Source organism: Dolichospermum sp. LEGE 00240, assembly GCF_015207875.1.
Lineage (GTDB): Bacteria > Cyanobacteriota > Cyanobacteriia > Cyanobacteriales > Nostocaceae > Dolichospermum > Dolichospermum gracile.
The window spans coordinates 21,831-37,791 of sequence record NZ_JADEVZ010000051.1 but is presented as its reverse complement, the minus strand read 5'-3'; the positions used below and the strand labels follow the sequence as shown (position 1 = coordinate 37,791).

The 15,961-nt window shown below is 39.6% G+C and carries 21 protein-coding genes and 1 pseudogene; 9 read left to right on the top strand and 13 right to left on the bottom strand.

Translation table 11 applies throughout. The features are described from left to right. Positions 1–82: 82 nt before the first annotated feature. Positions 83–1,366 (bottom strand): valine--pyruvate transaminase, encoded by a 1,284-nt coding sequence (locus IQ226_RS16655; RefSeq protein ID WP_193897101.1) that lies wholly within the window; start codon positions 1,364–1,366, stop codon positions 83–85. Between the two features lie 306 nt (positions 1,367–1,672). Between IQ226_RS16655 and IQ226_RS16650 the strand changes: the two genes are divergently transcribed. Continuing rightward, on the top strand, positions 1,673–2,782 hold the full coding sequence (locus tag IQ226_RS16650) for an S-(hydroxymethyl)glutathione dehydrogenase/class III alcohol dehydrogenase (protein ID WP_193897095.1): 1,110 nt from the start codon (positions 1,673–1,675) through the stop codon (positions 2,780–2,782). Between the two features lie 77 nt (positions 2,783–2,859). Here the strand turns inward: IQ226_RS16650 and IQ226_RS16645 are convergent, their stop codons facing one another. From IQ226_RS16645 to IQ226_RS16635, 3 genes are read right to left on the bottom strand one after another with little or no spacing between them, the layout of a single operon-like run. Then, positions 2,860–3,258 carry a type II toxin-antitoxin system VapC family toxin gene (locus tag IQ226_RS16645; RefSeq protein ID WP_193897093.1) on the bottom strand — a complete coding sequence of 133 codons (399 nt, stop codon included), beginning with the start codon at positions 3,256–3,258 and terminating at the stop codon, positions 2,860–2,862. Further along, the gene (locus IQ226_RS16640) at positions 3,258–3,548 is read right to left on the bottom strand and encodes a hypothetical protein (protein WP_193897091.1); all 291 of its coding nucleotides are present in this window, start codon (positions 3,546–3,548) and stop codon (positions 3,258–3,260) included. The genes IQ226_RS16645 and IQ226_RS16640 overlap by 1 nt, the downstream gene beginning before the upstream one ends. A 43-nt stretch (positions 3,549–3,591) precedes the next feature. Next, complete coding sequence (locus IQ226_RS16635; RefSeq protein ID WP_193897089.1) at positions 3,592–3,804, bottom strand: hypothetical protein; 213 nt, start codon at positions 3,802–3,804, stop codon at positions 3,592–3,594. Between the two features lie 50 nt (positions 3,805–3,854). On the opposite strand from IQ226_RS16635, the gene IQ226_RS16630 reads away from it, so the two are divergent. After that, positions 3,855–4,352 (top strand): DUF29 domain-containing protein, encoded by a 498-nt coding sequence (locus IQ226_RS16630; RefSeq protein WP_193897087.1) that lies wholly within the window; start codon positions 3,855–3,857, stop codon positions 4,350–4,352. 73 nt (positions 4,353–4,425) lie between these two features. Here the strand turns inward: IQ226_RS16630 and hemW are convergent, their stop codons facing one another. Next, positions 4,426–5,610 (bottom strand): radical SAM family heme chaperone HemW, encoded by a 1,185-nt coding sequence (hemW, locus tag IQ226_RS16625; RefSeq protein WP_193897085.1) that lies wholly within the window; start codon positions 5,608–5,610, stop codon positions 4,426–4,428. A 385-nt stretch (positions 5,611–5,995) separates the two neighbouring features. Here hemW and IQ226_RS16620 point away from each other — a divergent pair, with 385 nt between their 5' ends. Both IQ226_RS16620 and IQ226_RS16615 read left to right on the top strand, forming a co-directional pair. After that, positions 5,996–7,072: a PIN/TRAM domain-containing protein gene (locus IQ226_RS16620; RefSeq protein WP_193897083.1), complete on the top strand. Its 1,077-nt coding sequence runs from the start codon at positions 5,996–5,998 to the stop codon at positions 7,070–7,072. A gap of 129 nt (positions 7,073–7,201) precedes the next feature. Next, on the top strand, positions 7,202–7,480 hold the full coding sequence (locus IQ226_RS16615) for a hypothetical protein (RefSeq protein WP_228039505.1): 279 nt from the start codon (positions 7,202–7,204) through the stop codon (positions 7,478–7,480). Positions 7,481–7,740: 260 nt separating this feature from the next. Here the strand turns inward: IQ226_RS16615 and IQ226_RS16610 are convergent, their stop codons facing one another. Next, positions 7,741–8,541 carry a D-alanyl-D-alanine carboxypeptidase family protein gene (locus IQ226_RS16610; RefSeq protein WP_193897081.1) on the bottom strand — a complete coding sequence of 267 codons (801 nt, stop codon included), beginning with the start codon at positions 8,539–8,541 and terminating at the stop codon, positions 7,741–7,743. Positions 8,542–8,692: 151 nt separating this feature from the next. Here IQ226_RS16610 and IQ226_RS16605 point away from each other — a divergent pair, with 151 nt between their 5' ends. From IQ226_RS16605 to IQ226_RS25645, 3 genes and pseudogenes are all read left to right on the top strand, one after another. Then, entirely contained in the window at positions 8,693–9,508 is an 816-nt protein-coding gene (locus tag IQ226_RS16605; RefSeq protein WP_193897079.1) for a SirB1 family protein, read from the top strand. A 47-nt stretch (positions 9,509–9,555) separates the two neighbouring features. Next, entirely contained in the window at positions 9,556–9,801 is a 246-nt protein-coding gene (locus tag IQ226_RS16600; protein WP_370567177.1) for a DUF29 domain-containing protein, read from the top strand. A 35-nt stretch (positions 9,802–9,836) separates the two neighbouring features. Further along, positions 9,837–10,031 (top strand): annotated as a pseudogene (locus IQ226_RS25645) (clan AA aspartic protease); the annotation flags it as partial. Between the two features lie 38 nt (positions 10,032–10,069). Here IQ226_RS25645 and IQ226_RS16590 read toward each other — a convergent pair. Continuing rightward, the gene (locus tag IQ226_RS16590) at positions 10,070–10,312 is read right to left on the bottom strand and encodes a XisI protein (RefSeq protein ID WP_228039504.1); all 243 of its coding nucleotides are present in this window, start codon (positions 10,310–10,312) and stop codon (positions 10,070–10,072) included. A 114-nt stretch (positions 10,313–10,426) separates the two neighbouring features. Between IQ226_RS16590 and IQ226_RS16585 the strand changes: the two genes are divergently transcribed. Beyond that, entirely contained in the window at positions 10,427–10,699 is a 273-nt protein-coding gene (locus IQ226_RS16585; RefSeq protein WP_039200650.1) for a hypothetical protein, read from the top strand. After that, positions 10,696–11,076, top strand: coding sequence for a clan AA aspartic protease (locus IQ226_RS16580; RefSeq protein ID WP_148762214.1), 381 nt, complete (start codon positions 10,696–10,698; stop codon positions 11,074–11,076). The genes IQ226_RS16585 and IQ226_RS16580 overlap by 4 nt, the downstream gene beginning before the upstream one ends. Positions 11,077–11,125: 49 nt before the next feature. On the opposite strand, the gene IQ226_RS16575 is transcribed toward IQ226_RS16580, so the two are convergent. From IQ226_RS16575 to IQ226_RS16550, 6 genes are all read right to left on the bottom strand, one after another. Continuing rightward, on the bottom strand, positions 11,126–11,401 hold the full coding sequence (locus IQ226_RS16575; protein WP_213799028.1) for a DUF2442 domain-containing protein: 276 nt from the start codon (positions 11,399–11,401) through the stop codon (positions 11,126–11,128). Next, a complete protein-coding gene (locus IQ226_RS25990; protein WP_370567175.1) occupies positions 11,364–11,543 on the bottom strand; it encodes a DUF4160 domain-containing protein in 180 nt (59 codons plus the stop codon). The genes IQ226_RS16575 and IQ226_RS25990 overlap by 38 nt, the downstream gene beginning before the upstream one ends. Positions 11,544–12,013: 470 nt before the next feature. Beyond that, positions 12,014–12,604, bottom strand: coding sequence for a hypothetical protein (locus IQ226_RS16565; RefSeq protein WP_193897077.1), 591 nt, complete (start codon positions 12,602–12,604; stop codon positions 12,014–12,016). Positions 12,605–12,717: 113 nt separating this feature from the next. Continuing rightward, entirely contained in the window at positions 12,718–13,278 is a 561-nt protein-coding gene (locus IQ226_RS16560) for a hypothetical protein (protein WP_193897075.1), read from the bottom strand. Between the two features lie 151 nt (positions 13,279–13,429). Next, entirely contained in the window at positions 13,430–15,013 is a 1,584-nt protein-coding gene (locus IQ226_RS16555) for a tetratricopeptide repeat protein (RefSeq protein WP_228039503.1), read from the bottom strand. Next, positions 14,959–15,816, bottom strand: coding sequence for an RNA polymerase sigma factor (locus tag IQ226_RS16550; protein ID WP_193897073.1), 858 nt, complete (start codon positions 15,814–15,816; stop codon positions 14,959–14,961). The genes IQ226_RS16555 and IQ226_RS16550 overlap by 55 nt, the downstream gene beginning before the upstream one ends. Positions 15,817–15,961 lie beyond the last annotated feature (145 nt).

Sequence of the window (15,961 nt, the reverse complement as noted above, 5' to 3'; positions counted from 1 at the left end):
CGGGGAGACCCCGAATTAGGGCGGGGAGACCCCGCCCCTACATTCTTCTTTGTGTTTTTTGCGTCTTCGTGGTTCATTTCTCTTACACACTTACAGCCGCAACTTCATAAACCTGTTCAGCAACTTTCGCTAAACGCTGCATACCGATAGTAATTTCCTCATCACTACCAGTTAAACTAATTCTCAGACACTGATGTTTGTGTTTCCATTCCTCCTTCAAACCAGGGAAGAAACTACTACCAGGAACAACAATCACACCCACCTTCTTTAATTCCTGGTAAAATTCCCAATCAGTCATGGGTAGATCTTGCAACCACAACCAGCCAAAAATCGCCCCTTCACCACGATGTAAGAACCAAGGTAAATTTTTCGGCATTGCTGCTTCCAATGTACTTTCTAAAACATCAAACTTTTTCTGGTAAAAAGGACGAATCACATTTTCTGCAATATTGGCTAATGTACCTGATTCTATCGCCCGGGCAGCGATCGCTTGACCATATCGAGAAGAATGAATCCCCACATTAGTTTGGAAACATTCCAAAACCTGAATCAGATTTTCATCCCCAATCGCTACCCCAATCCGTTCCCCAGGCAATCCCGCCTTTGATAAACTCATACAGTGGAGAATATTTTCCCCAAATACCGGAGTCATTTCCGTAAAATTCAAAGCCGGGAAAGGGGGTGCATAAGCAGAGTCAATCAGCACAGGTACATCATAAGGTGCAGCTAAAGCGGTGATCTTATTCACCTCATCATTAGTTAAAACATTACCAGTTGGATTACAAGGACGGGAAAAAATCACACAACCCGTATTTTCAGTAATCGCAAGTTGATTAAAATCAGGACGATATTTAAATCTATGTGCGTCTGCGTCAATATCCAGAGTAGGCTTATAAGCAACCAAAGCCTCTGGAAACAAACAAACACCACCATAACCAGTATAATCTGGACTTAAAGGCAGGACAATTTCTTTCAAACTGCCATCGCTAGTATAGCCACCAAAAGCGTTAGCGGCGTAAAAATAGATAGTTTGACTACCCGCAGTAATTAAAATGTTCCGCTCAGTTAAACTTAACCCATAACGCTGGTTAAAATCCTTGACAATAACCTCAATTAATGGTGAATAACCTTGACTTGAACCATAACGACAAACAACTTCACCGTATTCAGAACTAGCTAATAAATCCGCCGTACAATCGCGCCATAATTGTTCTACCTCTGGTAAAATCAACGGATTGCCAGCACTCAAATTATATAATTCCTGTCCCTTACTAGCTCTGAGGGTTTCGTTAATATCTTTCATAATCGCTCTTACGCCAGTTAAGTTGGACATTTGAGCGCCAATTTTCGTAAGGGCAGGTTTTATCATGTTTGTTACAGACTGAATTAATCGCAAAAGTGGATAAATTAAAAAATGGTTGCAGCTCAGACAAAATTTATTATAGTTGCCAAAACAGCCACTGCCTTTAACTAATTTAAACCAGTGAATGCGATTTTAACAAAATCTGATAGTTAATAAAGCCCCACTTGTGAAGGTGGGGGGGTTTCTCATGTGATAGGTACTAATGTACTATACAGAGAATAATTTGACAAGTAATTAAAAATTCTCCTCTGTAGGGACTCTGCGCCTCTGCGTGAGATAAAATTACGTAAATTCCCCAAGGAGAACCAAATGGAAGTCAAAGCAGCAGTAGCTTACACCCCAGGTAAACCCCTCGCAATCGAAACCGTACAATTAGCACCACCACAAGCAGGGGAAGTATTAATTGAAATTAAAGCCAGTGGGGTTTGTCATACTGATGCTTTTACCCTTTCCGGTGATGATCCTGAAGGTTTATTTCCGGCGATTTTAGGACATGAAGGCGCTGGTATAGTTGTCGAAGTAGGGGTTGATGTCAAAAGTCTTAAACCAGGAGATCATGTAATTCCTTTATACACCCCTGAATGTCGGCAATGTGATTATTGTTTAAGCTTCAAAACCAATCTCTGTCAAGCAATTCGTGGTACACAAGGACGGGGGTTAATGCCCGATGGTACTAGCCGTTTTAGTATCGGTGGCGACAGGATTCATCATTATATGGGTACATCCACTTTCGCTAATTATACGGTATTGCCAGAAATTGCCGTAGCCAAAATTCGGGAAGATGCGCCTTTCGATAAAGTTTGTTATATCGGCTGTGGTGTCACAACAGGTATTGGTGCGGTTATCTACACAGCTAAAGTAGAACCGGGCGCAAATGTAGTAGTTTTTGGTTTGGGTGGAATTGGTTTAAATGTGATTCAAGGGGCGCGAATGGTAGGCGCAAATAAAATTATTGGTGTAGATATTAATCCCAATAAACGCGAATTGGCGGAAAAATTTGGAATGACGCATTTTGTGAATCCTAATGAAGTTGCAGGTGATTTAGTTCCTTATTTGGTAGATTTAACAAACGGTGGCGCTGACTATTCATTTGAATGTATTGGTAATGTCAATATCATGCGTCAAGCTTTGGAATGTTGTCATAAAGGTTGGGGTGTGAGTGTGATTATTGGTGTGGCTGGTGCGGGTAAAGAAATCAGCACTCGTCCCTTTCAATTAGTAACTGGAAGGGTTTGGAAAGGTTCAGCTTTTGGTGGTGCTAGAGGGCGGACAGATGTACCGAAAATTGTAGATTGGTATATGGATGGGAAGATTAATATTGATGATTTAATTACTCATGTAATGCCGATTGAAAGGATTAATGATGCTTTTGATTTGATGCACAGGGGGGAGTCTATTCGGAGTGTGGTGACTTTTTAGGGTTTTGATTTCGCGCAAAGACGCTAAGGAGCAAAGGCGCAAAGGAAGAAAGGAGTTAGAATGAATTTGGGTTATTACTAAGAGGTCAGCAATCTTACAAAACCTTCCTGCTCAAAATGACGATCTGTAGTTAGAGATTCCATTACATTTCTGCGGCGCATCAAAACGAAACTGACAGCATCGCACAACGAATATGATTTATCCATGCGATTCATCAGGAGATTGACGGATTCTTGATGCAGTTCTTCATCAACCCATATTGTCTCAATATCGGGATTATCCAGTAAATCAGTTATGAAATTCAGAGATTCAATTCGTGGTAAATTCCGAACTTGAGCTAGTGCGACAAATTCGGATAGAACATAGCTATGGGTTAAGAAGGTATTTGCTGCATCGAAAGCTTTGATGGCGCTAAGATGTTGTGGCTCGCCGTTATGGATGTAACACAGTAAGCCTGATGTATCCAGAAATATCACTATGCAATTTCTCCAAGTTCATTGGCGTATGCTTTGGCGAGGTCAGTGTCAATGCTTTCATTGTCTGCACCTGTTGCATATCCAAGAGATATTATTCCAGCATGACGGCGAAATCGTTGGCGGGCAGATGCTTTTTCTATTTCATTGCGTAGTTTTGGTTTGATGGGATGTTTATGTTCTTTTAGGGAGGCGATCGCCCATTCAGTGATGGTTGTACCTGCTAATTCAGCGCGATGTCTGAGTTCAGCATAGTCGGCATCGCTAAGTTCTAGGGTGAGGACTTGACTCATTAGGTTTCATTTGAAAAGCTATCTTTTTATGATAAATCATTTTTTAAAATTCTTGATGGCTTAAATGATGGGCGATAGCGGTGCTACCATAGGCTATTGTGAATATGCTGTTTTGATTGACGCTAAATTCAAAGGGGCTATCGGTATGCTCATCACTGGACATTTCAATTTGATTTGGGATACCATTATGCCCGATGGTACTGTTGAAAAAAGTCCATACTGTAAATGGAAATAGTTCTGACTCAGTTGCAGCCATTAAAGAAGCAAGTTCGATTATAATTAATTCAAGGTTACTAGGTTTTAATTATGCAGACACAAAAGGCGAAAGAATCCGCTGTAAACCTGAATGATCATCTTTATGAAACTGATTTTTACGCCTGGACTCAACAACAGGCTAATTTATTACGTTATCAGCAATGGAATCAAGTTGATTTGGCTAATTTAATTGAGGAAGTTGAATCTTTGGGGAGAAAGGAACGCCAAGAATTAAGAAGTCGTTTGAGTATTTTAATTGGACATTTATTAAAGTGGGAATATCAATCATCAAAACGTAGTCGCAGTTGGTTAGCAACTATTCGGATTCAACGCCGGGATATTATAAAATTACTGAGTGAAAATCCTAGTTTGCAGTCTTCTCTAGAAGTAGCACTTGAGGAAGCTTATGAAAATGCTAGGGATTTAGCATCAGGAGAAACCAATTTACCTTTATTAACTTTCCCTCCTCAATGTCTATATTTATGGGAAGATATAATTAACTTAAACTTTTATCCCGGTGAATCTGCAAATGATGATATGATGCAATAATCGGCTTTGCTAAATTAAAAAGTCTCAAATTTTTACTCTCTGCGCCTCTGCGCCTCTGCGTGAGGTAAAATCATCATTCTCCCAACTTTTCAAACAACTTCGCTAACATCACGTTAGAAAATATAAAACCATCGGGATCGCTAAAACGTAACCTATCCCCAACAATCTTCACCCAACCCTGAGCAAAGTATGGTTGCAAACAGCTTTGAATTTTCTCTACTTGATGATTGCCAAAATTTGCTACCAGGGAATTTAAACTTACCCCTTCGGCTAACCGTAACCCTAACATTAAAGTTTCTAACAAAACATCTGCCTTTGGTGTGACTTCACAATCAATCACAGCACCAGCTTTTAACCATTGATAATATTCCTGGGTTTTGCGGGGACGGGTGAAGCGTTTACCATGAATATAGCTGGCTGCACCCATACCAAAGCCATAATAGGGACGATTTTGCCAATAAACTCGATTATGCTGGCATTGATGTCCTGGTTGGGCATAGTTGGAAATTTCGTAATGTTCGTACCCAGCATCAGTTAAGGTTTTTTGCCCCAGTTGATACATTTTGACTGTGGTTTCATCTGTGGGTAAAGGATGATCTCCCGGTTTGTAATAACGATTGAAGGCTGTTCCTGGTTCAATAGTCAGGTCATAGATGGAAATGTGAGTTGGTGTAGCTGCTACTGCTTGGGTTAAGGAATCTTGCCATTGTGCTAAGGACTGGTGCGGTAAGCCAGAAATCAAGTCTAAGCTAAATTCGGGAATCTCCACCTTGTGAATTAACTCTATAGCTGTAAATATATCTACAAGGGAATGCGATCGCCCAGCAGTTTTTAACAATTCTTCTTGGAAGGCTTGGACACCCAAACTGACGCGATTTACTCCTAAGCTGCGATAACCAGCAATATGTGCGAAATCAAAGGTCCCTGGGTCAACTTCCATAGAGATTTCTACCCCGGAGGCCATGCCAAATCGCTGTTCTAAGGTTGTCAATATAGATTGCAACTGTGCTGTTGATAATAACGAAGGAGTCCCACCACCAAAAAAAATTGTTTCTAAAGGTTGACCATAAGTTGGTGCAATTCTGATTTCTTGACATAAAACTTCAACATATTCGCCAATTGTCCCAGAATTTTCACCCCGTGAGCGATCGCCCACTACAAATACCGGAAAATCGCAATAAAAACACCGTCGCCGACAAAAGGGAATATGCACATAAGCAGAACCGGGCATCCCCCAACCAACATCTTTTTGACTCATGTTGAAAAATAGTGAAGTTAATTTAATCTGACTGTTAAAAATAATGAAAATGAGGAGTTAGTTTACAACTTTTTATCCTTTTTCCCTAAAAATAAAAATAATATGCAGTAAAAACCCTTTGGTTATAATGTTGGCATATTCTGTCTGCCTGAGCAGCTAAGATCATTCCATCACAAAAAAGGACTCACCTGAGTTCGGTGTTAGGAGTTTCTCCTTCGGAGACGCTACGCGAACAGAGTTATGATTTTTTCAACGAGATCATAAGGTTTTGAGACTCATATTTGGGGCAGTTTTCCAAAAATTATCTTATGTCGAACTCGGGTGGACTCAAACAAGCATACTTTACTCTATCGAATAAATATCGTTGTAGGAACACAACACAACCATGCTGGATGTCATTATTATTCTCTCATTTATCTTGGCAGCGGCGGGGATAGGTTATTTCAGCACCGACCTCCTCCCCCCAGGTACTCTCACTGGAGTTACCAATTTAGATGCCTTACGCTTAATTCTAGCCGTGTTTGCTGCCATTATTGGTGGTGCAGTGGGCTTAAGTTTCCAGACTACATACCGTCGTCTAGAATCACAAGTCCGGGAAATGCCCCTAGAAGTCATCTTAACCCGTGCCATTGGCTTAGTAATTGGGCTACTACTCGCCAATCTGATGTTAGCCCCGCTATTTTTATTACCCATTCCCCCAGATTTTGGTTTTATCAAACCTCTTGTCGCCGTTGTTGGCAGTATTATCCTCTCTGTCACCGGGATGAATTTAGCAGATACTCATGGAGGAGGTTTGTTAAGATTAATTAACCCCAATACTGTCGAAAGCATGGTAGTGGAAGGAACTCTCAAACCTGCCAACACCAAAGTTTTAGATACTAGCTGTATTATAGATGGTCGTATTGAAACATTGCTAGAAACGGGATTTCTAGAGGGTTTAATTCTTGTCCCCCAATTTGTTTTACAGGAATTGCAACAAGTAGCTGATGCGAGTAAGGATCAAAAACGGGTCAGGGGAAGAAGAGGATTAGAAATTCTCAACCGCATTCGGGAAACTTACCCGGAACGCATTTTAATTAACCCTGTAGACTACGAAGATACTCCCACCGTTGATGCTAAATTAGTCCGTTTTGCTCAAGAAATCAATGGCACATTACTTACCAATGATTACAATTTATCTAAAGTCGCCAGTGTCCAAAAAGTTCCAGTTTTGAATGTTAATGATTTAGTAAATGCCGTCCGTCCGAATTATTTACCTGGTGATAATCTGGATTTGAAAATTCTCAAAGAAGGAAAAGAACCAACTCAAGGCATTGGCTATTTAGATGATGGCACAATGGTAGTAGTGGAAGAAGGTAGGGGTTATGTGGGTGGTGAATTACGAGTAGTAGTTACCAGCGCCTTACAAACCTCCGCCGGCAGAATGATTTTCGCCAAACCCCAAGCTTCTGCCTTAGCGTAAGGAATATGGCACGGAAAACTAGAGTTAAATTATGTAAATCGGTGTGGGGAAACTGCACCGATTTTGTTGATTAAAGGCTCTTTGGGCAAAACTTGAGAAGCAAAAAGCCCAAGGTACATCAATAAAGCCATGATATTTTTAGTGGATTACAATCTTGATGGATACGCTGTAGTTTTGCTGGGAATATTGGTGAAAAACGGTTGGCTTGAGTTACTATCTATTCGTTTTGTCACGTTTCGAGAAGCGGATTTATCTATGGATAGTAGCGATCGCACAGTTTGGTGTTATGCTCAAACAAATCAGATGATGATCCTCCCGAATCAGTTGAAGAGATACCCTTTCGCACGGCAGACTATCCCCTGGGTTTACACCGGAAATTTCCCGAAAAAGAGATTCAACAATTCGTAATTTATCTAACCCGCAGTGACTCACCCTTAGTATTTCAAACCAGTTTGATTTTTGGCGTTGCTGAATCGAGGTATGAAATTCCCAAATTGAATCTTGAAAACTCAAACCTCAGTGCGTCTTTGCTACGGCAGTCGCTCATGGGGGAAACCGCCAAGACCTCGCTGCCTCGCCTTTGCGTGAGACTAAAATTCATACCCTTAATCAGCAACGCCCATAATTGCTTCAGTATCAGATAACTGATATTCTCTAATTATCATAAACTATGGTGTTTTTACAGGTTGGATATTTTTGGCTTTATAAAATGTTTCTAAACTATCAGTATCACCGACGAAACGCCAATGCCAAGGTTCATAACTGACACCTTGAAGATTATTTTTCGGAAAGGAAAGTTCAAAACTAAACTTCGCCGCATTGGCTTGTAACCACTGATAAGCTTTGGTATTATCAAAATTGGCTTGGAGATTAGTGGCTGGGACTGTGCGATCGCCAATATCTACCGCATAACCTGTATGATGTTCACTATGATTTGGTGGTGCGCTGAGGGCTGCTCGTTCTGCTGGAGTTTGATTACGCTGTGCGCTTACACCAAAAAACAACTGTTTTTGCTCTTCCACGGACCGAAAGCCAGAAATTGGTACTAAAATTACACCCGCACTTCTAGCTGCTTGTACCATTGCTTGAAATTTGACAGCGGCAGCTTTTCTCATTCTGATTCTGCCGTCGTCCGTAATTGGCGATAATTCTGATGCTGGTGCTTCTGAGTACGGAAAATGCCCCAACACCGTATCATTATCACTGACTGGGGTATTGGTAGCTACAGGTGTAGAACTAATTGGTGTAGCTAGAGAATTAGCAGTTGGCTTAGGTGTCGTCAACGAGAACAAAAAACCACTAGTCACAGCCAGCAGCAAAAATCCTGTTAATCCACCTATAATTAAAACCACAGGTTGGACTTTGATCTTAGATCCGGCATCATTTGTATCGCGTAAAGCTACTGGTATATCATCACCAGAGAGAGGGTAGGAATTGTGTGGTTTTTTAGGAAACCCAGCTTTATTCAAGTTTTTGCTCCTGTTTGTGTTTAATAGTTAGTTAAAAGGTTTTAGAATGGATAGCTCCGAACTATGTTCCATAAATCTATTGAATCATCTAAAATAAGGGTAGACACAAAAAACTCTGTACTTTTCTCTAATCGCTTCATCCTGATTGCTTATGAACTTCTCGTCAGCACGACAGTATTTTTACCAAGAGATTCAACAACCTGACGAGGATATCAATCTCGCAAAGGCAGCTTTATATATTGCCCAGGAAGAATATCCAGATATTGATACTGAAGAATATTTAAATGCTTTTGATACAATGGCAATGGAATTAGAAGAAAGGTTGCCTTCTTTTCGCTATCCTCTACGGGTTATTCAAAGTATTAATCAGTACTTATACGAAGAATTGGGATTTGATGGTAATAAACTTGATTATTATGACCCCCGCAATAGTTTTTTAAATGATGTCATTGAACGGAAAACGGGTATTCCGATTACTTTGGCACTGGTTTATATGGAGGTAGCCAAACGGATTGATTTTCCGATGGTTGGGGTAGGAATGCCGGGACATTTTTTGATTCGTCCAGATGTGGAAGATATAGGGATTTTTGTGGATGCCTTTAATGGTGGTGAGGTGATGTTTGCCCAAGACTGTCAAGAAAGACTTTCACAAATTTATCAGCAAGAGGTGACGCTCAGACCTGAATTTTTAGCGGTTGTGAGTAATCGGCAATTTTTAACGCGAATGTTGACTAATTTAAAATATATTTATCTGCAAAAGCAGGATCTAGAAAGGAGTTTAAGAACAGTAGAACGGATTTTACTGTTGTTTCCAGAAGCAAGTTTTGAATTAAGAGATAGGGGTTTATTGTATTATCAACTAGGGCATTTTTCTCAAGCGGCGGAAGATTTACAAATTTATTTAATTAAAGTTCCTGATGCTAGAGATAGAGATGTAATTCGTCAATTACTTGCGAAGTTGAATTAGGTGGTTGTCTAATTTATTAGAACTACAATATTGGATAGAGGAAAAAGATTATAGAGGAAAAAGATTATAATGCTAGGAGGTGGCGTAATACTGTTGTTGAACAAAGACGACAAATAGCCTATACTCTGGCAGATAGTCCGAGTTTAAAAGCTATTTTAAATGATGTATTTCTAGATTGTTATACAGATGCTAGAAATGATACAATAAACAAATATCAACTTCCCGCAACTTTATTCCCTGAAGAACCATCTTTTTCTTTAGTTCAGATTCTCAATGCGGATTTTATGCCCTAAGATGAAAACCGCTCGCGACACAACCAGATTTTTCTATTAATTTTATTATTGATACTGGATTCAACGACCATCTTACCTTACCACCACAAGCCGTCAGCGCGATGAGTCTGCCGTTATATTCCACTACCCTTGCTAGATTAGCCGATGGTAGGGAGACGTTGTTATCTATACATTTAGCAACCATTGTTTGGGACAATCGAGAAAAAGTAGTTCCTATTTTAGCATCTGGTTTTAAACCTTTATTGGGAACGGCTTTGATGGATAGGCTTCAACTAGTAGCAAACTCGGTAAATTTCCGTTTGTATGGAGCTTTAAAACCCAAAACTATATCTTGTTTAGGAACTCCGGCTTCTACTAATTCATTAGCTACTCCGATTTCTGTGCCATCGCGTTCAATCCAAATTTTGCCATCTTTAATTTCTACGTAAATAATACAACCAAATATTCGCGTTAGTTCTTGCCAACCAATATTAATAACTTGATAATGATCGCGCTCTGTATCAAATATCAATTTGACTTCTGTTTGATTATTTGATTCCTGCGGAGCGCTTCGCTATCGCACTATCACTATACAGGTTAAAATTCAGCTAAAATAATTAAACAGCATAAAGGAGGTGTAATGATCATGCAGGCTATTTTTTGGACCCTAGAGGAAGTTGCCGAAAGGGCTAAACAATTTTACGAAAATGGCATTCGTCAACAAGTGGAATGTGATGATCACATTGGCAAAATGATTGTAATTGATGCGGAAACCGGTGAATACGGAATTGATAAAACTGGCGTAGAAACTGCATTAAAGTTAAAGCAAAAGAAACCAAATGCCAGATTATTTACGATGCGGATTGGTTATGATGTTGCTGTCAGCTTTGGGGGAGCGATTGAGCGTACTGTCAAATGATTTACGGGAGATTGATTGATAGCAAAGCGATTGTGCCAGTAATTTTCCGTTTACCGACACAACCAAATTTTTCTATTAATTTTATTATTGATACTGGATTCAACGACCATCTTACCTTACCACCACAAGCCGTCAGCGCGATGAATCTGCCGTTATATTCCACTACCCTTGCTAGATTAGCCGATGGTAGGGAGACGTTGTTATCTATACATTTAGCAACCATTGTTTGGGACAATCGAGAAAAAGTAGTTCCTATTTTAGCATCTGGTTTTAAACCTTTATTGGGAACGGCTTTGATGGCAGGATATCATCTGGAGATTGATTTTGAAGAGAATGGTTTAGTTTCGTTAGAACAAATCCCACCCTTGATTTCATAGATTCAGGATGAGGGTCGATCTGCTTACAGCAGTGCTTCACTATCACACTTTAAGCCGTCTTGGCGATCTCTGCTAGTTTGATTAGTCCTTTAGTTGTCAAGTCTTCATCAATGGCGTACCAATGAATACCATAACCAGAGGTCGAAATACGATACATTTTGCGCTCCATATCTGTTGCTTGAGCAAGTCGCTTAGATGCTTGGATAATTGGGATTTGATAAGTTTTTCCATCTACTGATAGAATCATCAACTCTCCATTAAAGTCAATATTTGATATGTTGTATTGCTTATCCATTTTGCCAATTCCTAAATGTTTGCCATTCATCTACTATTTCATCAAAGTTTTGCAAGATGATCTTCTTGACTTCCCGCGTGTCTCGTGATGACATTTGATATGAATAAGCCTCACGAATCTCGTACAGATCGATGTCTAGCCAATATTTACATTCACTGTCTCCTTTCTGCACATGAATATGAATCGGCTCATTTCCCTCATCTGAATAAAAGAAAAATCGCTATCCCCTTATATATAGAACTGTTGGTATTTACTTTCACCTCACCACATTTTAGCATATTGTCTTAATACTAAAATTAGTGTAACTGAGCGATCGCATCTATAATTATACTTCTATTTTAGTGGTAGAAAACTTTATTTGTTGGGTTACGCTTTCCCTAACCCACCGAATTTAATCATGAAAGTGGTGCGTTACTTCGTTAACACACCCTATAGGGTCAGGAGATCGCACTAAATTAAGTTGATTGATTTGTGAGGAAACAAGCGATCGCACCTATCAACCACGACAAAAAACGTAGGGTGCGTTAGCGACAGCGTAACGCACCGAAAATCAGTAAATAAACATACATAAGGTGCGTTACATTTCATTAACGCACCCTACAAGATCAGGCGATCGCACTAGCGGCTCTACAAAAAAAGTTATTATTTTTCTACAACTTCAAACAGCCAGATTGATGTTTGGTCTTTTTGTCTGATAAAAGCATTAACCCCAAAAGGATGATTAAGGAGAGATTTATCACTAGGATCTGTCATTTTATCCCAAGTTGATTTTGCTGGCTGATTGCCATTTTGATTAATAACTCCAACATTAATTTTTTTATTCCCTTCAGTATCTAATGAAGTTGAAAACTGTAAATTTCTTTTTTCTTTACCTATTCCACAATCAACTCGATAATTAGAAGCAAAAGAAAAAGTATCACTATTAAATCTTTCAGCGACTAGTCGCAATGAACCAACATCACCGAGAGGCCATTCTAAAGATTTATTATAAACACCTACAGGTCTAAGAATACATTGAGTCTTGTTAGCTATTTCAACGATCCTTTTATAGGTTATGGTCATTGGTATTTCTATACTTTGATTAGGAAGAATTTGCGGTTGTAGATCAGATGAACTAACTTGATTATGGTCTATATAACTTATAGGTGAAGAGTTGGCACGAGTATTAAAACTACCAAAGGCAATAGTTACAGTCAACAACAAAGCAATAAAAACTTTAGCTAGAGATTTCATATCAATTAGATATCCTTAGTTAACTCAAAATGACAGGTTTTTCAAAATCAGCAACTAATAAAAAAGAGGCAGGAAAAAACATACCTACCTCTTTTTAGGTCAATTAGATCAAGTTATCTCACTTCATATATCCACTGAACTTTGCCATCTCTATTGCCCATCTGCGCTCTACCAGAGAATTCACCATTTCTCACATTTTTGTCATCAGCATTTGACATGGCGTCCCAACATACTTCTGCAGGACCGTTGCCAGGGCTATTTATGTTACAGAGATTAATTTTTCTTCTTCCTACGGGAGGCAATGAAGCTCCAAGTTGGAAATATTTTCCAGTATTTCCAACTGCATAGTTAGAAGCAAAGGTAAAATACCCAGCACCACTCTCTGTCCAATCTCTATATTGAGCCTTTGATGAAGGAACATCACCAAGAGCCCAATTTCCTAGATTATTGTAAGCACCCGCACGGGTAAGAGTATTTCCAGTTTTATTAATTATCACCATTTGGAACTTCTGTGTTGTGGTGACTAGCTTTAAAACTTGATCTATGGTTTGATTAACATCAATTCCAATATTGACGCCCACTGGCGACTGAGCATGGGCATTGCCAGAAAAACCACCGAAGGCGATGGTTATAGCCAATAGAAAAGCAGCAAAAACTCTAGTTGCAGATTTCATCTTCAAAAATCCTTGATGAGTTGAATTAAATTGTGGTTTTTTCTTCCCACACTATTTAGACGTTTTACTCCCCCCATTTGTGAATTTTTCGAGTTAAGGACAAATTTCCCCCCAAAAAAACCACCATAAATCGCCATAACCCTTACGCCTCTTACCTTTTAAGCTTCTCCAAAATTCCCTCCACCTCCCCACGCACCGGATACAACAACTGCTGACTCAAAGCCCCTGTATAAGCCCGTCTAGCCCCCGACTTATCCCCCAAACCCATCATCACCCTCCCTAACCAGTAATCAGCCATGGCTGGGTTAAATAACCTCAACTCCTGACATCCTTGAGCAGCTACCTCCCACCACCGTTTACTAGCCTTAGCATTCTTCAAAACTCGATAACTCTCCCCCAACCAAAACGCCGCTGGTACGGATTGCAAATAACCGCCATCTGGTAAAAGCTCCCATGTCTTTTTTAAGGCTTCCAGGGCTTCCCGATGTTTACGAGCCAAAATCAACATCTGGCCATGACGCAACCAAGTATCCGCTAACTGGGGTTGTAGTTTTGTCCCCTGTTCGGAAACCTGACAACCCCGTTCAATGTCTGGAAAATGTTCCACCAATACCCGCCCCGCAGTCGTCCACATACTCCAGCATTCAGGAAAGCGCGTTAACATCTCCTCCACTATGGAAGCAAGAATCGTTTTACTCTTCTCTGGATCAGGTGCAAAGGGTAAAATTTCACACAAACCCCGATAAATTTCCCGGTCATGGGGATACAGATAATACGCTTTCCCCATCATTTCCGCCCCTTGCTGGTATTTCCCTGTGTGGAATAAGCACCGCCCATAATAATACCAACCGTAGGGATGATTGGGGGATTCCGTGGTAAATTTGGCTAATACCTTCACCCCTTGCGCCCAATCCCCTCGTAAAATGTGATAGTAGGCTAAGGATTTATGGACTTCAACACTATGGGGAATTGTTCCTAGTAAGGAGGTAATCATTTTTTTAGTGATTTTCCCCTCTTCACCGGATACCATTCTCGCCAGCAAACGTTGATCAATTTGTCGTTGTATTACCCGAAAATCATCACCAGCTAGGGCTATAAGGCTGTTAAACCTCTCTTTTGCTGTTTGTATATCCCCCACCGCCATCAGGGCATCATAGCTGTAAATCAGGGACATAACATCATCTGGATTAATTGCTAAAACCGGCTCTAGGCTGCGGATAATACCCAGGGGATTTTCTACATTTTGATATACCTGTGACAAAGCCAGTCGGTGAAATACTTGATCAGGTTCTGAATTTATGGCTAAATTAAAGGCTGTGAGAGCTTTTTCATTGTCACCTTCGCAAACTGCAATCAATCCTTTTATATGATACTGAGTTCCTGGATTTTCAGACAAAAATAGGGCTGTATTATAGGCTTTACAAGCCTCTTTTTTTTGTCCCATTAACTGCAATATTTTCCCCAATTTCAGATGGACATCAAGTAGTTGAGGTTGTCGTACAATTACTTGATTATATTCGATAACGGCTTGTTGCCAATTTCCTATTTCGTACAGCAAATCAGCTAATTCTAATCTTTTTTCCCATCCTTGGGGATATTTTTCAATATACTTGTTTAAAGTGATAACTCTCTGCTGTTGTCTGGCTGATTTTTCTGCTATGAATAACTGAGCATTCATTTTTATCCCAGATGAATCGGTGAATTGTACCAATGATGTGGCAAAGATTCCAGGCATATTAAAGTTGCTTTGTAGTTAATTTCTTGCTGTTGGCTTTTTGTAGGTATTGATGATTCCCAATCATGATTCCATATTTGCTCAGATTCTAATTTTTCTCCTATTGGAATTACCGTGTTTAATGGTGAAAGGGAATCAAAAGCAGTGTTATCTTCCCCCGCAAGATACTTCTTTAACTGCTTTTGTAGAATCTTTCGCGCTTCTTGAATACGTTTACGAATGTTCTCTTCAGAAAGGGCAAGTTGTTTAGCAATATCTGAATAGGATTTTTCTTGACAACAATGTAATATCAAAGGATGGCGTAATCTATCGGGTAAAAATGCAATTCTATACTTGAGATATGCCGCCATTTCCACGTTCAAAAGCTGGGATTCGGGAAGTGCTAAATTAGAAGTAAGTGCTGGATGATCTGCAAGTTTAATATCGTCAACATTATCAATTTTTCCAGCTTCTCGTTGACGTTTTCGATAGACATCAATGCAATAGTTATAAGTAATTTGAGATAACCACGATTTAGGATATTCAATGTCATTTGTAGATTGTGTCCATTGACTCCAAGCTTTAAGCATTACCTGATTGACTACATCTTCCGCATCATAGTAATTACCGTTGAGCCATTTTAAACAACAGTTATAAAGATAACCTCGATGTGATTCCCATAATTGCCAAAAATCCTGACAATTATGTGCAAATGAATCCGTACATTGGCTTTGTTTTGGCAATATATTCCTGTTTCCCATCTCTGACGACGAGAACCAAAGTTCTTGTTTTAGCTCTACTTGGATAGATGAATTACTGTTCATTTTTAACCGCACACAAGACTAAAAGATGATAGATTTACGTAGTAACCATTTTGATTATACATATTTTCCACTCAATCATTTATATAAATTCAGAACTCTGATAATTCTTGATAATTTCAGACTTCTCAAGCGTAAAGCAGTATAA

Bases quoted from the DNA above. Each gene is read 5' to 3' on its own strand.
- IQ226_RS16650 (WP_193897095.1), top strand. From the start codon at position 1,673: ATGGAAGTCAAAGCAGCAGTAGCTTACACCCCAGGTAAACCCCTCGCA.
- IQ226_RS16640 (WP_193897091.1), bottom strand. From the start codon at position 3,548: ATGAGTCAAGTCCTCACCCTAGAACTTAGCGATGCCGACTATGCTGAA.
- IQ226_RS16635 (WP_193897089.1), bottom strand. From the start codon at position 3,804: ATGGCTGCAACTGAGTCAGAACTATTTCCATTTACAGTATGGACTTTT.
- IQ226_RS16630 (WP_193897087.1), top strand. From the start codon at position 3,855: ATGCAGACACAAAAGGCGAAAGAATCCGCTGTAAACCTGAATGATCAT.
- hemW (WP_193897085.1), bottom strand. From the start codon at position 5,610: ATGAGTCAAAAAGATGTTGGTTGGGGGATGCCCGGTTCTGCTTATGTG.
- IQ226_RS16620 (WP_193897083.1), top strand. From the start codon at position 5,996: ATGCTGGATGTCATTATTATTCTCTCATTTATCTTGGCAGCGGCGGGG.
- IQ226_RS16615 (WP_228039505.1), top strand. From the start codon at position 7,202: ATGATATTTTTAGTGGATTACAATCTTGATGGATACGCTGTAGTTTTG.
- IQ226_RS16605 (WP_193897079.1), top strand. From the start codon at position 8,693: ATGAACTTCTCGTCAGCACGACAGTATTTTTACCAAGAGATTCAACAA.
- IQ226_RS16585 (WP_039200650.1), top strand. From the start codon at position 10,427: ATGCAGGCTATTTTTTGGACCCTAGAGGAAGTTGCCGAAAGGGCTAAA.
- IQ226_RS16580 (WP_148762214.1), top strand. From the start codon at position 10,696: ATGATTTACGGGAGATTGATTGATAGCAAAGCGATTGTGCCAGTAATT.
- IQ226_RS16575 (WP_213799028.1), bottom strand. From the start codon at position 11,401: ATGAATGGCAAACATTTAGGAATTGGCAAAATGGATAAGCAATACAAC.
- IQ226_RS16565 (WP_193897077.1), bottom strand. From the start codon at position 12,604: ATGAAATCTCTAGCTAAAGTTTTTATTGCTTTGTTGTTGACTGTAACT.
- IQ226_RS16560 (WP_193897075.1), bottom strand. From the start codon at position 13,278: ATGAAATCTGCAACTAGAGTTTTTGCTGCTTTTCTATTGGCTATAACC.
- IQ226_RS16555 (WP_228039503.1), bottom strand. From the start codon at position 15,013: ATGCCTGGAATCTTTGCCACATCATTGGTACAATTCACCGATTCATCT.
- IQ226_RS16550 (WP_193897073.1), bottom strand. From the start codon at position 15,816: ATGAACAGTAATTCATCTATCCAAGTAGAGCTAAAACAAGAACTTTGG.